Origin of the sequence: Pseudomonas sp. ZY71, assembly GCF_036542145.1 — a bacterium.
Classification (GTDB): Bacteria; Pseudomonadota; Gammaproteobacteria; order Pseudomonadales; family Pseudomonadaceae; genus Aquipseudomonas; species Aquipseudomonas koreensis_A.
This window is the reverse complement of sequence record NZ_CP144274.1, coordinates 6,438,762-6,455,339: the sequence shown is the minus strand read 5'-3', so window position 1 is coordinate 6,455,339 and position 16,578 is coordinate 6,438,762. Positions and strand designations below refer to the sequence as shown.

The 16,578-nt window shown below is 59.7% G+C and carries 18 protein-coding genes; 6 read left to right on the top strand and 12 right to left on the bottom strand.

What is annotated here, in order from left to right; translation table 11 throughout:
• Positions 1–7: 7 nt before the first annotated feature.
• From VY732_RS28810 to VY732_RS28785, 6 genes are all read right to left on the bottom strand, one after another.
• Positions 8–628, bottom strand: coding sequence for a gamma-glutamyl-gamma-aminobutyrate hydrolase family protein (locus VY732_RS28810; RefSeq protein ID WP_137218489.1), 621 nt, complete (start codon positions 626–628; stop codon positions 8–10).
• Positions 625–2,940: a PEP-utilizing enzyme gene (locus VY732_RS28805; protein WP_331693070.1), complete on the bottom strand. Its 2,316-nt coding sequence runs from the start codon at positions 2,938–2,940 to the stop codon at positions 625–627. The genes VY732_RS28810 and VY732_RS28805 overlap by 4 nt, the downstream gene beginning before the upstream one ends.
• A 6-nt stretch (positions 2,941–2,946) precedes the next feature.
• Positions 2,947–3,696, bottom strand: a complete 750-nt coding sequence (locus VY732_RS28800; protein ID WP_331693069.1) for a class I SAM-dependent methyltransferase — start codon at positions 3,694–3,696, stop codon at positions 2,947–2,949.
• A 2-nt stretch (positions 3,697–3,698) separates the two neighbouring features.
• The gene (locus VY732_RS28795) at positions 3,699–4,241 is read right to left on the bottom strand and encodes an adenylyl-sulfate kinase (protein WP_137218490.1); all 543 of its coding nucleotides are present in this window, start codon (positions 4,239–4,241) and stop codon (positions 3,699–3,701) included.
• A gap of 73 nt (positions 4,242–4,314) precedes the next feature.
• Positions 4,315–5,487, bottom strand: a complete 1,173-nt coding sequence (locus VY732_RS28790; RefSeq protein WP_137218491.1) for a hypothetical protein — start codon at positions 5,485–5,487, stop codon at positions 4,315–4,317.
• Between the two features lie 358 nt (positions 5,488–5,845).
• Positions 5,846–7,339, bottom strand: coding sequence for a YifB family Mg chelatase-like AAA ATPase (locus VY732_RS28785; protein WP_077575019.1), 1,494 nt, complete (start codon positions 7,337–7,339; stop codon positions 5,846–5,848).
• 323 nt (positions 7,340–7,662) lie between these two features.
• Between VY732_RS28785 and VY732_RS28780 the strand changes: the two genes are divergently transcribed.
• Positions 7,663–7,941: a type II toxin-antitoxin system RelE/ParE family toxin gene (locus tag VY732_RS28780; protein ID WP_331693068.1), complete on the top strand. Its 279-nt coding sequence runs from the start codon at positions 7,663–7,665 to the stop codon at positions 7,939–7,941.
• 7 nt (positions 7,942–7,948) lie between these two features.
• On the top strand, positions 7,949–8,254 hold the full coding sequence (locus VY732_RS28775) for a HigA family addiction module antitoxin (protein ID WP_331693067.1): 306 nt from the start codon (positions 7,949–7,951) through the stop codon (positions 8,252–8,254).
• A gap of 254 nt (positions 8,255–8,508) precedes the next feature.
• Here the strand turns inward: VY732_RS28775 and VY732_RS28770 are convergent, their stop codons facing one another.
• Positions 8,509–8,769, bottom strand: coding sequence for an accessory factor UbiK family protein (locus VY732_RS28770; RefSeq protein ID WP_007920416.1), 261 nt, complete (start codon positions 8,767–8,769; stop codon positions 8,509–8,511).
• 413 nt (positions 8,770–9,182) lie between these two features.
• Here VY732_RS28770 and glnK point away from each other — a divergent pair, with 413 nt between their 5' ends.
• From glnK to sutA, 4 genes are all read left to right on the top strand, one after another.
• Complete coding sequence (gene glnK, locus VY732_RS28765) at positions 9,183–9,521, top strand: P-II family nitrogen regulator (protein ID WP_002555808.1); 339 nt, start codon at positions 9,183–9,185, stop codon at positions 9,519–9,521.
• 38 nt (positions 9,522–9,559) lie between these two features.
• Entirely contained in the window at positions 9,560–10,897 is a 1,338-nt protein-coding gene (locus VY732_RS28760; protein WP_007920417.1) for an ammonium transporter, read from the top strand.
• A gap of 214 nt (positions 10,898–11,111) precedes the next feature.
• Positions 11,112–11,537, top strand: coding sequence for a secondary thiamine-phosphate synthase enzyme YjbQ (locus tag VY732_RS28755; RefSeq protein ID WP_077575016.1), 426 nt, complete (start codon positions 11,112–11,114; stop codon positions 11,535–11,537).
• 102 nt (positions 11,538–11,639) lie between these two features.
• Positions 11,640–11,966: a transcriptional regulator SutA gene (gene sutA / locus VY732_RS28750; RefSeq protein ID WP_007920420.1), complete on the top strand. Its 327-nt coding sequence runs from the start codon at positions 11,640–11,642 to the stop codon at positions 11,964–11,966.
• 182 nt (positions 11,967–12,148) lie between these two features.
• Here sutA and VY732_RS28745 read toward each other — a convergent pair whose 3' ends face one another.
• Genes VY732_RS28745 through lysA form a run of 5 tightly spaced genes read right to left on the bottom strand, consistent with a single transcriptional unit; the run spans position 12,149 to position 16,575 of the window.
• Positions 12,149–12,856 carry an HAD family hydrolase gene (locus VY732_RS28745; RefSeq protein ID WP_331693066.1) on the bottom strand — a complete coding sequence of 236 codons (708 nt, stop codon included), beginning with the start codon at positions 12,854–12,856 and terminating at the stop codon, positions 12,149–12,151.
• Positions 12,853–13,752, bottom strand: a complete 900-nt coding sequence (xerC, locus tag VY732_RS28740) for a tyrosine recombinase XerC (RefSeq protein ID WP_331693065.1) — start codon at positions 13,750–13,752, stop codon at positions 12,853–12,855. The genes VY732_RS28745 and xerC overlap by 4 nt, the downstream gene beginning before the upstream one ends.
• Positions 13,753–13,754: 2 nt before the next feature.
• Entirely contained in the window at positions 13,755–14,480 is a 726-nt protein-coding gene (locus tag VY732_RS28735; RefSeq protein WP_331693064.1) for a DUF484 family protein, read from the bottom strand.
• Positions 14,481–14,493: 13 nt separating this feature from the next.
• Positions 14,494–15,324, bottom strand: coding sequence for a diaminopimelate epimerase (dapF, locus tag VY732_RS28730; RefSeq protein WP_064389522.1), 831 nt, complete (start codon positions 15,322–15,324; stop codon positions 14,494–14,496).
• 3 nt (positions 15,325–15,327) lie between these two features.
• On the bottom strand, positions 15,328–16,575 hold the full coding sequence (lysA, locus tag VY732_RS28725) for a diaminopimelate decarboxylase (RefSeq protein ID WP_331693063.1): 1,248 nt from the start codon (positions 16,573–16,575) through the stop codon (positions 15,328–15,330).
• Positions 16,576–16,578: the final 3 nt, after the last annotated feature.

Below are 16,578 nucleotides of genomic sequence, written 5' to 3'. Positions count from 1 at the left end.
AACAGGTCTATCCCGTGAGTTCTTCAGTGGATTCGGTTTCGCCAAACAGTTGCTGCAGACGCTGAAGGTCGTGCGACGCGAAATCGTTTTCACGCTCCGGGTGCCACATCCAGCCCTGCCACGGTCGTTGCAGGTGGCGGATCGCTTCGATTTCGCCGTCCTCGCTGCGCGCCAGCACCTCGAACCCGGGCGGGCAATCGGCGAGGGCGAGGGAGTGATAGCTGTTGACCTCGGCGGCGATCTGCCCGGATAACTGATGCCGGGTGCGTACATGGCCGGTGACCGGTTTCAACGAGACACCCGACCAGTGCGCAAGCATCTGCATACCCCGGCAAATCCCCAGCAACGGCAGATGGCGCGCCTGTGCGTGGTCCAGCAGCCTGCTTTCGGTGAGGTCGCGAGCCGGGCACTGACCGATGTCATTGCCGCCCGACAGCACGATGGCTTGCGGGTTTACCGCCGCCAGCCAGCGGTCGAGGTCATCGGGTGATTTCCAGTCGTTGGGCACTGGCACAGGGATAAAGCCTGCCGCCAGCACAAACGCGATCAGGCGCTGATCCAGCGCATCACGGTTTTCGCCGCGCTCGGGGTGTGTGTCGACACGCTGGCTGATCGCGACCACTTTCATGACATCAGCTCTACTCGGCGCCCCGGACAATCGAGGTGCAGAAAGTCCGCCGTCGACCAGCGACGGTAGAGCACTTCGCCGGCGCCAATCACCGCCGGCAAACCAAGTTCACCGGCACGGATCGCCATGTGCGAATTGGCCCCGCCCCACGCGGTGATCAGCCCGGCAATCGGGTAGGCGAACAGCCAGTCAAATCCCGGATCGGCATTGGGAATGCAGACGATCGCCCCGGCGAGTTTTTCCCGGTCATCGCACAGCACCACCGGCGCGGTCACGCGTTTTTGCGTAATGAAATTGGGTGCCGTTTCCGGCCATTCGAAACACCAGACATCCTCTGGGCAGGTGATCACCGGCGGTAGCGACACCTTGAGCGTTTCGGCATAACGCGCCTTGCCTTGTTCGATGCTGCGCATCAGCACTTCCTTCGGATCTGCTGCGGCGACATGCAGCTCCTGGAAGGCGCTGATGTCGCAATAGGCCAGATCCTCACGATCAATGCCGTACTGCGCACCGACCTGCGCGATCAGCGCCAAGGCATCGGAGAGGTTACGCGTGAAGTGAAACTTGGCCAGCTCGCGCAGCTCGATGCCGTTCTGCAGGAAGTCCAGCAGCCCCACCGGATCAGGCTGCAGGCCATGGGCCTCGAGCTGTTTGACGATTTCGCGCATCTGCGGCAGCGTCAGGGAAAACGGTCGCAGCGGTTCCGGCGCGGCGGGGCTTTGCGTCCAGTCGAAATACAGCTCCGGCGCCTCGTCGTAACGCGGCGAGAGGATGTCGTAAGTGCCCGGTCGCAAATGCCCGTAACGGGCGAGGAACGTGGTTTTGTCGAGGGTCGCGCGGTCACGGGCCAACTGCCCGCTGACCGTGGAAACCCCGGCCATGAACGCATCGTAATCCGCCTGCGAAAACACGCCGACGCTGACCAGCGATCGCAGCATCTGCACGGCAACAAATCCGGCGCGGGCCAGCCCGGCGAAGGGCAGGGTGCCGTAACGCTTGGCATCCTCCAGCAGCCAGTAGATGCGTTCGAGCGGATCGGCATTGGAGGCCAGCAGCTCTTCGCGACGAGCGTTGAGCACCTCGAGCTTGTTGGCATCGCTGCGCCACAAACCGTCCTTGGGGTGCACGATGCGGTTGGTCAGCTTGCGCAGACTGGTGCTGATGGCGTCCAGTTCATGCTCAAGAAAACCGGCACTGCGCAAACGTTCCAGTTGCTGCGACAAGTCGAGGGTGTAGCAGGAGAAAACGATCTCGAACTCTACCTTGTCGTGCAGCGTCGGTTCCGCCAGCAAGCGATCGATGTAGTAATCGACCAAACGTCCCGCCAGACCTTCATCAAGATCGGCCGGGATAAACGAGTTGAACGACAGGCGCACGTCGATATACGGCAGACCGAAAAAATGCGGCATCAGCGGGAAGCTGCGCAAGTTACGGTAGCCATAGTTGTGGCGCTGGTAGGCCCAGATCGAGTCAGTGACCAGATCCCGATACAGCGAAAGCGCCAGCGGTTTGGGCCGGATACCGATGATCTCGGCCGGGTTCCAGTCGGGCATTACGCCGTACACCGTGCGCTGACCGATCAGAAATGGATGCGGACGCATGCCGCGTTCGACTTTGTTCTGAATGCTTTGCAGGCGAGCGAACTGGGTGGCCGCAGACTCAGGCGCCGTCGGCAGAATCAGTGGCCGGGCTTGCAGCAGCCAGAGTGTCTCGCCTTCAGCATCGCGGGTGACTGCGAACTCGCAGTCGACCGGCCGATCACCAAACAGGCTGAGCAATTCCTCGAGCAAGGCCACCACTGGTGCGAGCGACGCGGGCGCTGCCACTGCACTGTGCGCCGCCTGCTGCCAGAGCCGCCCACCCATGCCGCCAGTGACGGCGGCGGTGTCATCGCCCTCCGACCAATTCACCACGCGATACGGTGCGCAGGTGTTGGGGTCGTGGGAGAAAGCCACGCCGGAGCGCAGCACATTGCCGAGCATTGGCTGAATCAGGATCTCGTCAGTCAGGTGCACATCGCCGTAACTGGCGATGACCTGTTCGATCGCCGAGACCAGTCCAGCTTCATCGACATTCGGCACCGACAGGAAGGCGCCGGCGAACGACGCCTGCGCACTGTCCTCGCGTCCGCAACTGGAGCGCACGATCCACGGAGCGCTCGGCAGCCGACGCTGGATGTTCTCAACGCAGGCGCGCTGATCCAGTTGCCAGTCCGCCACAGTGAACGCCAGCAACGGCGCAATGTGCGCCGAGGCGAGCCGCCCTTGCAGGCTGGTCAGGGTGCCGGCCTTGGTTGAGAAATGCAGGGCCATCAGCGGTTATCTCAGTTGAGCAACCCAGATGTTGGTCGAGTACGGAATCTGGATCGACGGCGTCTGCAGGCTTTTCAGGTAGTCGTCGATGGCCGCGATCACTTCATGGAAGCTGGCGCCAGCCTGACGCTCCAGCGTGGCGTGCGAGCGCCAGGCTTCGAGGCATTCTTCGATCGACTGCTCGTGAATCACGCGGGCATCCAGATGCACGACCGGGCCGAACAGTTCGCTGGCGTCGATCACGGCAGTCTGGTCTTCGCGACGGGTGCCGTAGCCATAACCGGCCACGCGCTCTTTGATGATCGCTTCGATGCGCGCCTGGATCGGGTCTTCCAGATTGCGGTGGTTCCACATGCAGGCAAACCAGCCGCGCGGCTTGAGAATGCGCGCGGTTTCCTTGAGGGCCTGCTGACGGTCGCAGACGTTGAAGGAGCTGCCGAACGTGACCATGTCGAACGCTTGCGCCGCCTGGCCGGTAGCTTCACCGGTGCCTTCGTGCCATTTGACGTTCGGCAGTTCGGCGGTGCGCTTGATGCCATTACCGCGCATCGCGTCGTTGGGTTCTACCGCTGTGACATCCAGGCCGCGGGCGGCCAGCATCAGCGTCAAGTGCGCAACACCCGCGCCGACGTCGCAGAACTTGTCGCCTTGCTCGGCACCGGCAATCGACAGCATGGCGTCGATGGCCGCGTCGGCGTAGTCAGGGCGCTTCAAATAGGCATCGGCCAGAGTGGTGTAGTCCCATTCGGTTTTCATAGTCAGTTCCTTCGAAGAATTTTAGGGAGCAAATCATCGGCCAGACGTTGGCTGGAGCGTTCGCGATTGAACTCAACCAGGCAGTCGGCGGCCAGCGGTTCATCAATGGCCAGGTCGAGCCCGGCAACGTTGTGCAGTTCGCCTGCATCGAAACGGCGATAGATGTCCTTGGGGTCGCGACGACGCAACTCCTCGACGGGCACCTTCAGATAAATCTCGAAATATTTGGGCAGGTGGGCGCGGTTCCACTCGTGAACCTCGCGAAACAGCGAGATCGTGGCGATCACCACGGTTTGTCCCTGTGCAGCGATCATTTTGCACAGACGAGCGTATTGCAGAGCGAGGGCCAGGCGACCTTCGCGGCCATGGTTCTGTGAGTTGGCAGCGGCTGCGCCGAATACTTCGCGCAATTCATCGCCATCGAGCATGACCACCGATCGTCTTTCAGCACGCAGTCTGGCAACCAATTCACCGGCCAGCGTTGATTTGCCCGCTCCTGAAAGGCCCGTAATCCAGATTACCTGTCCACCCGCATCACATTTCATAGTGTTCTGACTTGTGTTCGATTCGAGTGTATCGGCAGGCTGTTTCCTCGCATGAGGTCAGGCCTGCGTTATTTTACTGTTTGTCCCGCTCGTTAATGTCCCCGAAAGAGTCAATCGAGAGCGGGCAATACTTCGACTCGTGCCGGTATTCAATCAGGTCGTGGAACACTTCCTGAGGTAGGGGCAAGTCGCGGTATTGTGCCTGGTAGAACTTGTTGTATATGTAATAGCTGTCTTCCGGTTTCAGCAGGCTGAACCCTAGTGCCATGTCTCTGAGCTCATTGCTGCTTCTGGCAATTGGCAACAGGTTGTCCATTTGCTTTAGCCAGGCGTCGACCGTGAGATTGCTCTCTTCGGTAAAGGGCACGTAATAAATCGGCAGCTTGCAGGTGTTGAGCATGAACGAAACGCCACCGGTGGATGCATCGGTGATGACCGTGTCGCATTGTGCGTAGAAAACCGTGCTGCTGGTGCCTGCCTTGTCGATGGTTATCCAGTCATGGGCAGACAGTTGTTCGCACAGATCCTTCACGGTCGGATGGGAAAGTTCGGCCATATACGGACGCAAGATGAAGGTTGCGTGGGGAATTTGCGACTTGACTGCATTGATGACGGTCTGCAGGTTTTCATACAGTGTCGCCCCGTTCGGGCAGATACCCACTTGGGTCGGCAGAAGCCCTACGACATAGTCGTCCGAGGTTTTTTTCGCAGGCGGTGATGATTCAAAGATGCCGGGAATCTTCACCGGCAGCGTAGCGACCGGGCTGGTGATGCGCATGTCCGAACGCAAGGCCAGCCCATCGATCAACATTGTTTTCAGGGCCTTTCTGTCGCGACGGTATGCCTGCAGCCCGGCCGTCATCAAATCAAAGCCCGACCGGGAAGAGGAGATGATCGCATCCCAGTAAGAGGTCAGCTCAGCGTAGTAATACTTGTCTTTGGTCGGCATCCCGACATTGCCGTGGCTGATGAAGATGCCAAAATTTGAATGGTCCAGCAGACGCCCGGCGTAGGCATCATTTGAGATGACAACCTGCGATTTAAGGCTCGCAATGAAGTCATTGCCAACCTGCCTTACCGGGTAATCGAGGATGGCTTCGACTTCCTCCCGGCTTGAGCCGGTGCGATCAGTATTGAGGACGACACAGTTATATTTTTCTCGAAGCGAGTTGAGCGCCGGGATCAGATACTCGAGATATGTTTTGCCACCGTCCGCTACGTTGCTGAGCAAATAAACTGTTTTCATAATGAAGTTTTGCTTTTTTAGTTGTTTAAATAAGGCCAATGTCGAACGGAGTAATAACGTCGGGCGAGGGCTTTTTTAGTTGTCTGGATTTAAGCTGATGACCAGATACACGCACCCAGGCCAGGTTTGGCCTGGATTATGAATACGCTGGTTGATCGAGCGGCTTTGCCCGGTGAACAGTAGAAATCTTGTCCATGATATCCCGCCTCCATTTCCACGCTGAAAAATGCTCGATGTCTTGACGATAGACGGATAAGTCGTAAAAAAGAGCGCTGTCGTTATATCACATGTCGGTCAATGGCCATCAGCGCTCGATGGTTATTTTCGGGGCAGTCCGTTGCGAGGAGCGTTGTCATTTTCATTGTGTTGCCGGGCGATACTGCAAAGCCTCCGCCAAGTGTTCGCGCGTGATGTCCTTTTCCTGGCTCAGATCGGCCAATGTCCTGGCGACCTTGAGCAACCTGTGCGCCGAGCGCAGTGACAGGGTCAGCCGTTCACAGGCTGACTCCAGCCAGGTCTCATCGGCTGTGGATAACTTGCAGTGACGACGCAGGCCTGGCAGATCAAGAAACGCATTGGCACATCCCTGGCGTTTCTGTTGTCGCTCGCGAGCCTCGGCTACCAACGCGGCCGCACTGGCGCTGTCTTCTCCTGGCTTTACCGCAGGGTTCAGCGCTGTCGCCTCCCGCGCTACCGTCAAGTGCAAATCGATTCGGTCCAGTAGCGGCCCTGACAACTTGTTGCGATAGCGTTGGACCATGTCCGGCGTGCACGAACACTTGCCACTGGGTTCGCCAAGATATCCACAGGGGCAAGGGTTCATCGCGGCCACCAACTGAAAGCGCGCGGGAAAACGCACGCGATCCTTGGCCCGGGCGATGACGATATGCCCGGACTCCAAAGGCTCGCGCAGGACCTCCAGGACCTTGCGATCAAACTCCGGCAGTTCGTCGAGAAACAACACACCATGATGGGCCAGGGTGATTTCGCCGGGTTGCGGTTTTGAGCTGCCACCGACCAGTGCCGGCCCGGATGCCGAATGGTGCGGTTGCCGGAAGGGACGCTGCGGCCAATGGGTCAGTGGCGCGCCACTGGCAACTGACTGAATCGCCGCGACCTCCAGCGCTTCACTTTCGGTCAGCGGCGGAAGCAGGCCCGGCAATCGGCTGGCCAACAATGTTTTACCGGTTCCCGGAGGCCCGCTGAACAGCAGGTTATGCGCCCCCGCAGCAGCAATCAGCAACGCCCGTTTCGCCGCCAGTTGGCCCTGCACTTCATTCAAGTCCGGATAGGGCTTGCTGGCATGCATCAATCCGTCGGAGACATAGGGCTCAACCGGCGTATGCCCATTGAAATGCGCCACCGCCTCCAGCAAATGATCTACCGCAAACACCTTCAACCCCGAGGCCAGACACGCCTCCTCGGCATTCGCGCGCGGCACCACCAGCGCACGCCCCGCCTTGCGCGCCGCCAACGCTGCCGGCAACACGCCACGCACCGCCCGTACTGCGCCGGACAACGCCAACTCACCCAGACATTCCACATCATCCAGCGTCAGACACGGCACCTGCACACTCGCCGACAGAATCCCCAAGGCAATTGCCAGATCAAACCGCCCACCATCCTTGGGCAGATCCGCCGGTGCCAGATTCAAGGTGATCCGCCGCGCCGGAAACTGCAGCCCGGAATTGATGATCGCGCTGCGCACCCGATCCTTGCTCTCCTTCACCGCCGCCTCGGGCAGACCGACCATGGTCAGCGACGGCAGACCATTGGCCAGATGAACTTCGACGGTGACAGCGGGGGCTTCCACGCCTATCTGGGCGCGACTGTGGACGATAGAGAGGGACATGGTCGTTCCTTGAGCTGAATCGGGGAGCCGCTTCCTGCGGGTTTTTGAAGGGTAGTTGGGAGAAGACGCTTAAGCGGGTCGAGCGGAGCGCGAAAATTTCTCAGGATGTTGCTGGAACAAGTCGCAAGGAATCTATCCAGTACTGCAAGCGGACATGCGAGTTGTTTGTGTAGGAAAAAGCAACGGATCGGTGAGGGCCGGGCCGCGTGAGTAGTCCATTTCTGAGAGTCTTGAAAGAACACCCAAATCACAAGATGGACTGTTTGCTTTGATGAGTTCTGCGAATACACTCAAGATTAATGCATAACGTTAAGCTTTAAATTATGATCGTTAGCTTCGGATGTTCTGAAACCGAATACCTGTTCCGCAGCGGTAAAACCCGTTTCTGGTCAGCCATATTGAGTGTCGCGGAACGCAAGCTGACGATGCTTGATGCGGCAGCAGTATTAGCTGATCTCCGGTCTCCTCCGGGAAATCGGCTCGAAGCTCTGGAAGGAGATCGAAAAGGGCAATTCAGCATTCGGATCAACGCCCAATGGCGAATTTGCTTCGTCTGGGGGCTTAATGGCCCTGAGGGTGTGGAAATCGTCGATTATCACTGAGGTGACTATGACTAAGAATGGTATGCGTCCGGTTCATCCCGGTGAGATCCTCAAAGAGGAGTACCTAGAGCCTTTGTGCCTTACAGCAACTGCGTTGGCGAGAGCACTAAATGTGTCGACTCCGACGGTGAACGATATTGTTCTACAGCGGCGAGGTGTCAGCGCTGATATGGCGTTAAGGCTTGCTATCTGCCTGGACACCACCCCTGAATTTTGGCTGAACCTGCAATCGGCTTACGATTTGCGAAAAGCTGAAATTGAGAAAGGAGCTTCCATCCGTGATCAAGTTGAGCGACTGGCACATTGCGCTTGAACCTGACCCTTGGGTCGCAGAGGGGTGCGAATCGGGCGAATCTACGCAAAGCTGAAAAATTGTGGACGAAAAAAAACCGCCTTGAACAGGCGGTTTTTTTATTCGCAGGCTTTGGTGAGGCCGCGGCCTGCACATCCTTAGCGGACACACTCGCGTTTGCAGAGGTTATCCATATCGGTGTGTCAGGACAAGTTCTACTGGGCTGGAGATCAAAAGATCGCAGCCTTCGGCAGCTCCCACAGGGGGTTGCGGGGTTATTCAGCGGGCGGTGTCAGCTTGGCTTCCATCTCGGCAACCTTGGCTTCGAGGCTTTCGAGGCGGGCACGAGTGCGCGCCAACACAACCATCTGGCTATCAAATTCTTCACGGCTGACCAGGTCGAGTTTGCTGAACGCACTCTGCAGCAGCATCTTGAACTGGCTTTCGATTTCGGCTTTCGGCAGCGGGGTGTCGCCGCTGAACAGGCGGGAGGCGGTGCCGCTCAGGGCGTCGAGGAAGTCTTTGGGCGCGAGCATGGTGGATGTCCTGGAAACAATGGCCGGCAGTGTATCACGCAGTGTCTATAGTCAATCTCGTGGTCAGGGATGCACGCTTTTCGCGCAGGCGGACGGATGGCGACGCACCGTTGTTGTGCGTATCCGGATGGCGTTTTGCACGGGATGGCTTGCGGCAGCGGCCAAGGGATTGAAATCAGGGGATTTTGGCGAGATGGCAAGGTTTCTGCTTAGTCACCTTCGACCCATGCACTGATGCAGTCGCTGTGACGAATGCAGTGCGGCAGACGGAGCGGGGAGTTTCGTCGGCAGCGGTTAGCTGGCGTCAGTCGGGCAGGTACGGCCGACGATGCGTTACAAAGCCAGGCACTGCGCTTAGACTTGAGTCGGGTTTGTTTTCCTGGGGCAAGTCCACCAATTCGGGAGAGAGTTTCATGAAGCTAGTCACTGCCATCATCAAGCCGTTCAAGTTGGACGACGTGCGCGAGTCGCTGTCCGAAATCGGCGTGCAGGGCATTACCGTTACTGAAGTCAAAGGCTTCGGCCGGCAGAAGGGTCACACCGAGCTGTATCGCGGCGCGGAATATGTGGTCGATTTTCTGCCCAAGGTGAAAATCGACGTGGCCATCGACGACAAGGATCTGGATCGGGTTATCGAAGCGATAACCAAAGCGGCCAACACCGGCAAGATCGGTGACGGCAAGATCTTCGTGGTCAATCTGGAACAGGCGATCCGCATCCGTACCGGCGAAACCGATACCGACGCGATTTAACCGCCGCCACAAACCCCAACGCCCCAGGAGAAAACAATATGACTCTGCGTAAATTCGCAGGGCTAGGAGCCCTGTTGTCTATCGTAATGCCAAGCCTTGCAATGGCGGCAGACGAAGTGGCGGCCCCGGTCCTCAATTCCGGCGACACTGCCTGGATGCTCACCTCGACGGCACTTGTGCTGTTCATGACCATCCCCGGCCTGGCGCTGTTCTACGGCGGCATGGTTCGCTCGAAAAACATTCTTTCCGTGATGATGCAGTGCTTCGCCATTACCGGTCTGATCAGCATCCTGTGGGTCATTTATGGCTACAGCATTGCGTTCGACACCACCGGCATGGAGCAGGGCGTCGTCAACTTCAACTCGTTCTTCGGCGGCATGGGCAAGGCGTTCCTCGCCGGTGTCACGCCTTCGAGCCTGACCGGCCCAGCGGCGCTGTTCCCTGAGGCGGTGTTCATCACCTTCCAGATGACCTTCGCGATCATCACCCCGGCGCTGATCGTCGGTGCGTTCGCCGAGCGGATGAAGTTCTCCGCGATGCTGATCTTCATGGGAATCTGGTTCACCCTGGTTTACGCGCCGATCGCGCACATGGTCTGGTCCGGCAACGGCGGCTTGATGTGGGACTGGGGCGTGCTCGACTTCGCGGGCGGCACCGTGGTGCACATCAACGCCGGTGTCGCCGGTCTGATTGCCTGCCTGGTATTGGGCAAGCGCAAAGGCTTCCCGACCACCCCGATGGCTCCGCACAATCTCGGTTACACCCTGATGGGCGCGGCGATGCTGTGGGTCGGCTGGTTCGGCTTCAACGCCGGTTCCGCTGCGGCGGCCAACGGCACCGCCGGCATGGCGATGCTGGTCACTCAGATCGCTACCGCCGCCGCCGCGCTGGGCTGGATGTTTGCCGAGTGGGTCACCCACGGCAAGCCAAGCGCGCTGGGCATCGCCTCGGGTGTGGTGGCCGGTCTGGTCGCGATCACTCCGGCTGCCGGCACCGTAGGCCCAATGGGCGCACTGGTCATCGGTCTGGCTGCAGGTGTGGTGTGCTTCTTCTGCGCCACCACGCTGAAACGCAAACTCGGTTATGACGATTCCCTGGATGCCTTCGGCGTGCACGGTATCGGCGGTATCCTCGGCGCGATCCTCACCGGTGTGTTCGCAGCTCCTGCTCTGGGTGGCTTCGGCACCGTCACCGATATCGGTGCGCAAGTGTGGATTCAGGTCAAAGGCGTGGGCTTCACGGTGATCTACACCGCGATCGTCACCTTTATCATCCTCAAGGTCCTCGACGCCGTCATGGGTCTGCGTGTGACCGAGGAAGAAGAGTCGGTCGGCCTCGATCTGGCACAACACAACGAACGCGGCTACAACCTGTAAGTACGCGCATTAAAAACTTGCCCGGTTCGCCGGGCATTTTTTTGTCTGGAATTTGTCGCAGAGAGAACAGCTGAAAGGATTTTTCGTACGGCTTTAGTCGTGTTTACGACGAGCGTTTTTCTGCGGCCAATGGCTTACATCATTGCAGGAATATTAGGGCCTTTGTTTTTTCCCAGAGCGCGCTAGAATGCGCCCCGAACGTGCGGAGAACTGTATGTGGCAACAGACTCTGATAACCCTGCGGGCACGGCCCCGGGGCTTTCATCTGGTAACGGACGAGTTACTCGCTGGCCTGCCTGAACTCAGGGAGTGCCGGGTCGGTCTGTTGCATTTGTGGCTGCAGCATACCTCGGCGTCGTTGACCATCAACGAGAACGCCGATCCGGCGGTACGTCGCGACTTCGAACGATTTTTCAATCGTCTGATCCCACAAGGAGCAGACGGCTATGAGCATAACGACGAAGGCCTGGACGACCTCCCGGCGCACTTCAAGGCCAGCGTGCTTGGTTGCCAGATCAGTCTGCCGGTTTCGGCAGGTCGTTTGGCACTGGGGACCTGGCAAGGCGTTTATCTGGGCGAGCACCGTGATCATGGCGGTGCCCGAAAAGTCCTCGCCACCTTGCATGGTGAAGGGGCATAAACCGTTGGTCACCAATGGTTACTGATTTTTTAACGGCGACTTTCGACAGTTGCCAAAGCTGGTCTATAACTAATCTGCTTTTCGCAAGTCATGAGGTAGAACATGAGCGACGATGATCTGGAAAACGACGACCTCGAAGTAGGCGACGAAGACGAGGCCGAGGAAGGCTTGGAAGCAGCAGCGGAAGACGTTGCTGACGACGATGGTGGCGACGATACGCCGGCCCCGGCTGCCAAAGGCAAAGCCAAGGCTGCGGTGTCGGTAGATGAGTTGCCGAGCATTGAAGCCAAGAACAAGGAACGCGACGCCCTGGCCAAGGCCATGGAAGAGTTCCTGTCGCGCGGCGGAAAAGTGCAGGAAGTGGAGGCCAATGTGGTCGCCGATCCTCCGAAGAAGCCCGACAACAAGTACGGCAGCCGCCCTATCTGAGGCGTGCCGCCTGCTTGCTGAAAAAGCCCGCCGTCGCTGCGGGCTTTTTCATGCCCGGTATCCGGACGCGCAACGATCCCCCTGTAGGAGTGAGCCTGCTCGCGATAGCGGTGAGTCAGATACATCTGGGTTGACCGACACACCGCTATCGCGAGCAGGCTCACTCCTACAAGGGAACTGTGTCAGTTCGAGGTGGCATTCCAGCGCGCGAGTACGGCTGGCAAATCGCTCAGGCTACGAATCTCGGCATCCGGCAAACGATCCGCTTCCCAGACCTTACCCGCCGGGTTGAACCAGATCGCCCGCAACCCCGCCTGCTGCGCCCCGGCAATGTCATCACCCGGATGATCACCGATATGTACGGCGGTTTCGGCCGTGGCGCCACCGCGCTGCAAGGCTTCGTGGAACAACCGGGCATCCGGTTTGGCGATGCCGATATCTTCGGCGCACAACGCAAACTTGAAGTAGTCCGCCAGACCCAGCCGACGCACATCGGCATTGCCATTGGTGACCACGCCAAGCGCATAGTGATTGGCGAGAATCTCCAGCACGGGCTCGACTTCAGGGAACACTTCGATCTGGTGCCGCGCATGCAGGAACACTTCAAATCCCTTGTCGGCCAGGTCGGATGCTTCGTCATGGGCGTACCCAGCGTCTTCCATCGCATGAAACAACACCCGCCGACGCAGCGCACTGATCCGATGCTTGAGGCCCGGCTCGTTAGCCAATACACGCTCACGAATCGCCCACAAATGCTCCACCGGCACCGCGCCCAGATTCGGCGCATGTTCGCTCAGCCATTCGCGCAATACCGCTTCGGCGCTGACGATCACCGGGGCGGTGTCCCACAGGGTGTCGTCGAGGTCGAAGGTGATCAACTGGATGCTCATGAATCGTCGCCTTTCATACGTTTGGCCCGTGGATGGGCGCTGTCGTAGACCGCCGCCAGGTGCTGGAAGTCCAGATGGGTATAAATCTGCGTGGTCTTGATGTCCGAGTGGCCGAGCAATTCCTGCACGGCGCGCAGGTCCTGCGAAGACTCCAGCAAGTGGCTGGCGAAGGAGTGCCGCAGCATGTGCGGGTGCAGGTTCTGCCCCAGCTCGCGTTCGCCGGCCAGTTTGACCCGCACCTGAATTGCGCGCGGGCCAAGGCGCCGGCCTTGCTGGCTGACGAACACGGCGTCGTCCGCCGGGTTGGTCATGGCCCGCAGCGGCAGCCATTGTTCGATTGCTTCGCGGGCCTTTTTGCCCACCGGCAGCAGGCGCGTCTTGCTGCCCTTGCCCAGTACCTGAACCATGCCATCGGCGAGGTCGAGTTGATCGAGATTAAGCCCGGTCAGCTCTGACAAGCGCAGGCCGGAGGAGTAGAACAACTCAAGAATCGCCTGGTCACGCCGCGCGAGAAAATCATCCTCGACCGCACCTTCAAGCAGTTGCAGCGCACGATCGGTGTCGAGGGTTTTCGGCAGGCGACGTTCGCCTTTCGGCGGCGCCAGACCGGTCGCCGGATCATGGTCACAAAGGCCTTCGCGATTCAGATAGTGGTAGAGCCCACGAACCGCCGACAGCAGCCGCGCGAGGCTGCGCGAGGACTGACCTTGTGCATTCAAACGGGCGATCAGGCTGCGCAGGCGTTGAATATCCAGCGCGGCCCAGCTGCCGATGTTCTGTTTGACGCACCAGCCGAGGACTTTGTCGAGGTCGCGGCGGTAGGCCGACAGCGTGTGCGGCGACACCTGTCGCTCACTGCGCAGGTGTTCGCAGTAAGCGTCCAGTTGCCGTTCCATGTTCAGCGTACCGAGCGCAGGGAGCTGTTGACCCGTGGCAGCACGCGGCCCATGACTTCGGCGATGTAGCTCAAGAACAGCGTGCCGACCGAACTCTTGTAGTGCTGCGGATCACGGCTGGCGATTGCCAGAATGCCGTGGATGCCTTGATGGCTGACCGCAACCACGGCGGTAGAGCCGATCTGCTTGCGCTGTTCTTCGCCGAAGAGGAAGTCCAGTTCATGCTCGCGCAGGCTGCCGCTGACGCTTTTGCCTTCGGTGAGCAGGCCGCCGATGGCGACTTGGGCGTCCGCGTGGCTGACCCAGCGACCGACCGGTGCCGGGTTGTCACCGAGCAGGATCAGGCTGACAAAAGGCACCTGAAAGTCTTGACGCAGACTGTCTTCGACGCTGATCACCACGTCTTCCAGGCTGGAGGCGTCCATCAGGGCGAGGATCAGGCGACGAGTCTTGTCGAACAGGCGATCGTTGTCGCGGGCGACGTCCATCAAATGCGAGAGGCGGTGACGCATCTCGATGTTGCGGTCGCGCAGGATAGTCATCTGCCGCTCGACCAGCGAAACGGTATCGCCACGCTGGTGCGGAATGCGCAGGGCGGGCAGCAGTTCTTCGTGCTCGACGAAGAAGTCCGGATGTGCCTCGAGGTATGCGGCAACCGCTGCCGCCTCCAGGCTCTCGGACGCTGATTCGTCGGACTGTCGGGCGGGTACCTGAGGCTTATCGGTCATGGTTTCTGCTCACTCAAAGACGTACTTGTCCTTCGTATACACGCACTGCCGGACCGGTCATCAGCACCGGTTGGCCAGGGCCTGCCCATTCAATGGACAGACGCCCGCCGGGCAGGTCGATCAATAGCGGCGAATCCATCCACCCCTGGCTGATCGCAGCGACAGCCGCTGCGCACGCGCCGGTGCCGCAGGCCTGGGTTTCCCCGGCGCCACGTTCCCACACGCGCAGCTGCGCGCGGTTGCGGTCGATGACCTGGAGAAAACCGACGTTCACTCGCGCCGGGAAGCGCGGATGATGTTCGATTTTCGGCCCCAGTTCATGCACCGGCGCGCTGTTGATGTCCTGCACGCGCAATACCGCGTGCGGGTTGCCCATCGACACGGCGGCCAGCTCGACCGTGGTGCCGTCGACTTCCAGCTGATAGCTGATGGCTTGCGCTGGCGCGTCGAACGGAATATCCGCTGGCACCAGACGCGGGGCGCCCATGTTTACGCCGATCTGGCCGTCGTTACGCACGTCCAGCTCGATGATGCCGCCCTTGGTCTCGACGCGGATCTGCCGTTTCGCGGTCAGACGCTTGTCGAGCACGAAGCGGGCGAAGCAGCGCGCGCCGTTGCCGCATTGCTCGACTTCCGAGCCATCGGAATTGAAGATCCGATAACGGAAATCCACGTCCGGGTTGCTCGGCGCCTCGACGATCAGCAACTGGTCGAAACCGATGCCGGTGTGGCGGTCGCCCCATTGCTTGGCGTGCTTTGGCTGAATATGCGCGTGCTGGCTGACCAGGTCGAGAACCATGAAGTCATTGCCCAAGCCGTGCATTTTAGTAAAACGCAGCAGCATGGGTTACTCCGGCAGCAGGCTTTCGCCGGCAAACAGCTCAGCCACGGTTTCGCGGCGGCGCACTTCAAAAACCTGATCACCGTCTACCAACACTTCAGCGGTACGGCCACGGGTGTTGTAGTTGGAGCTCATCACAAAACCGTAGGCACCGGCCGAATGCACGGCCAGCAGGTCGCCTTCTTCCAGCGCCAGTTCACGATCCTTGGCGAGGAAGTCACCGGTTTCGCAGATCGGGCCAACGATGTCGTATTTGCGCGCAGCGGTGTCACGCGGTTTGACCGCGGTAACGTCCATCCACGCCTGATACAGCGCCGGGCGGATCAGGTCGTTCATCGCCGCGTCGACGATGGCGAAATCCTTGTGTTCGGTGTGCTTGAGGTACTCGATCTGAGTCAGCAGCACGCCGGCGTTGGCAACGATGAAACGGCCTGGCTCGAACACCAGCGCCAGATCACGACCGTTGAGACGCTCGCGCACGGCTTTGATGTAGTCGGCAGCCAATGGCGGCTCTTCATCACGATAACGCACACCCAAACCACCACCGAGATCGATGTGGCGCAGGTGAATGCCGCAATCGCCGAGACGGTCGACCAGATCCAGAAGGCGGTCGAGCGCGTCGAGGAACGGTGGCAGCGTGGTCAGTTGCGAACCGATGTGGCAGTCGACGCCAACTACTTCCAGGTTCGGCAGATGTGCGGCACGCACGTACACGTCTTCGGCGTCGGCAATGGCGATGCCGAACTTGTTCTCTTTGAGACCGGTGGAAATGTACGGGTGGGTGCCGGCATCGACGTCCGGGTTAACCCGCAGCGATACCGGGGCACGAACGCCCAGCTCGGCGGCAACCACTTGCAGGCGTTCCAACTCGTCGGTGGATTCGACGTTGAAGCAGTGCACGCCGACTTCGAGGGCGCGACGCATGTCGTCACGGGTCTTGCCGACTCCGGAGAAGACGATCTTGTCCGGGCTGCCACCAGCGGCGAGAACGCGTTCCAGCTCGCCACGGGAAACGATGTCGAAACCGGCGCCGAGGCGGGCCAGGACATTCAGTACGCCGAGGTTGGAGTTGGCTTTGACGGCAAAACAGACCAAGTGCGGCATGCCGGCCAGTGCATCGGCGTAAGCCAGATACTGGGCTTCGATGTGTGCGCGCGAGTAAACATAGGTGGGCGTGCCGAAACGGTCGGCGATGGCTGACAGCGCCACCCCTTCCGCGAACAGCTCCCCGCCACGGTAGTTAAAAGCGTCCATGGC

Bases quoted from the DNA above. Each gene is read 5' to 3' on its own strand.
- VY732_RS28805 (WP_331693070.1), bottom strand. From the start codon at position 2,940: ATGGCCCTGCATTTCTCAACCAAGGCCGGCACCCTGACCAGCCTGCAA.
- xerC (WP_331693065.1), bottom strand. From the start codon at position 13,752: ATGGAACGGCAACTGGACGCTTACTGCGAACACCTGCGCAGTGAGCGA.
- VY732_RS28785 (WP_077575019.1), bottom strand. From the start codon at position 7,339: ATGTCCCTCTCTATCGTCCACAGTCGCGCCCAGATAGGCGTGGAAGCC.
- sutA (WP_007920420.1), top strand. From the start codon at position 11,640: ATGAGCGACGATGATCTGGAAAACGACGACCTCGAAGTAGGCGACGAA.
- lysA (WP_331693063.1), bottom strand. From the start codon at position 16,575: ATGGACGCTTTTAACTACCGTGGCGGGGAGCTGTTCGCGGAAGGGGTG.
- VY732_RS28775 (WP_331693067.1), top strand. From the start codon at position 7,949: ATGACTAAGAATGGTATGCGTCCGGTTCATCCCGGTGAGATCCTCAAA.
- VY732_RS28800 (WP_331693069.1), bottom strand. From the start codon at position 3,696: ATGAAAACCGAATGGGACTACACCACTCTGGCCGATGCCTATTTGAAG.
- VY732_RS28810 (WP_137218489.1), bottom strand. From the start codon at position 628: ATGAAAGTGGTCGCGATCAGCCAGCGTGTCGACACACACCCCGAGCGC.
- VY732_RS28795 (WP_137218490.1), bottom strand. From the start codon at position 4,241: ATGAAATGTGATGCGGGTGGACAGGTAATCTGGATTACGGGCCTTTCA.
- VY732_RS28755 (WP_077575016.1), top strand. From the start codon at position 11,112: ATGTGGCAACAGACTCTGATAACCCTGCGGGCACGGCCCCGGGGCTTT.
- dapF (WP_064389522.1), bottom strand. From the start codon at position 15,324: ATGCTGCTGCGTTTTACTAAAATGCACGGCTTGGGCAATGACTTCATG.
- glnK (WP_002555808.1), top strand. From the start codon at position 9,183: ATGAAGCTAGTCACTGCCATCATCAAGCCGTTCAAGTTGGACGACGTG.
- VY732_RS28770 (WP_007920416.1), bottom strand. From the start codon at position 8,769: ATGCTCGCGCCCAAAGACTTCCTCGACGCCCTGAGCGGCACCGCCTCC.
- VY732_RS28745 (WP_331693066.1), bottom strand. From the start codon at position 12,856: ATGAGCATCCAGTTGATCACCTTCGACCTCGACGACACCCTGTGGGAC.
- VY732_RS28790 (WP_137218491.1), bottom strand. From the start codon at position 5,487: ATGAAAACAGTTTATTTGCTCAGCAACGTAGCGGACGGTGGCAAAACA.
- VY732_RS28760 (WP_007920417.1), top strand. From the start codon at position 9,560: ATGACTCTGCGTAAATTCGCAGGGCTAGGAGCCCTGTTGTCTATCGTA.
- VY732_RS28735 (WP_331693064.1), bottom strand. From the start codon at position 14,480: ATGACCGATAAGCCTCAGGTACCCGCCCGACAGTCCGACGAATCAGCG.
- VY732_RS28780 (WP_331693068.1), top strand. From the start codon at position 7,663: ATGATCGTTAGCTTCGGATGTTCTGAAACCGAATACCTGTTCCGCAGC.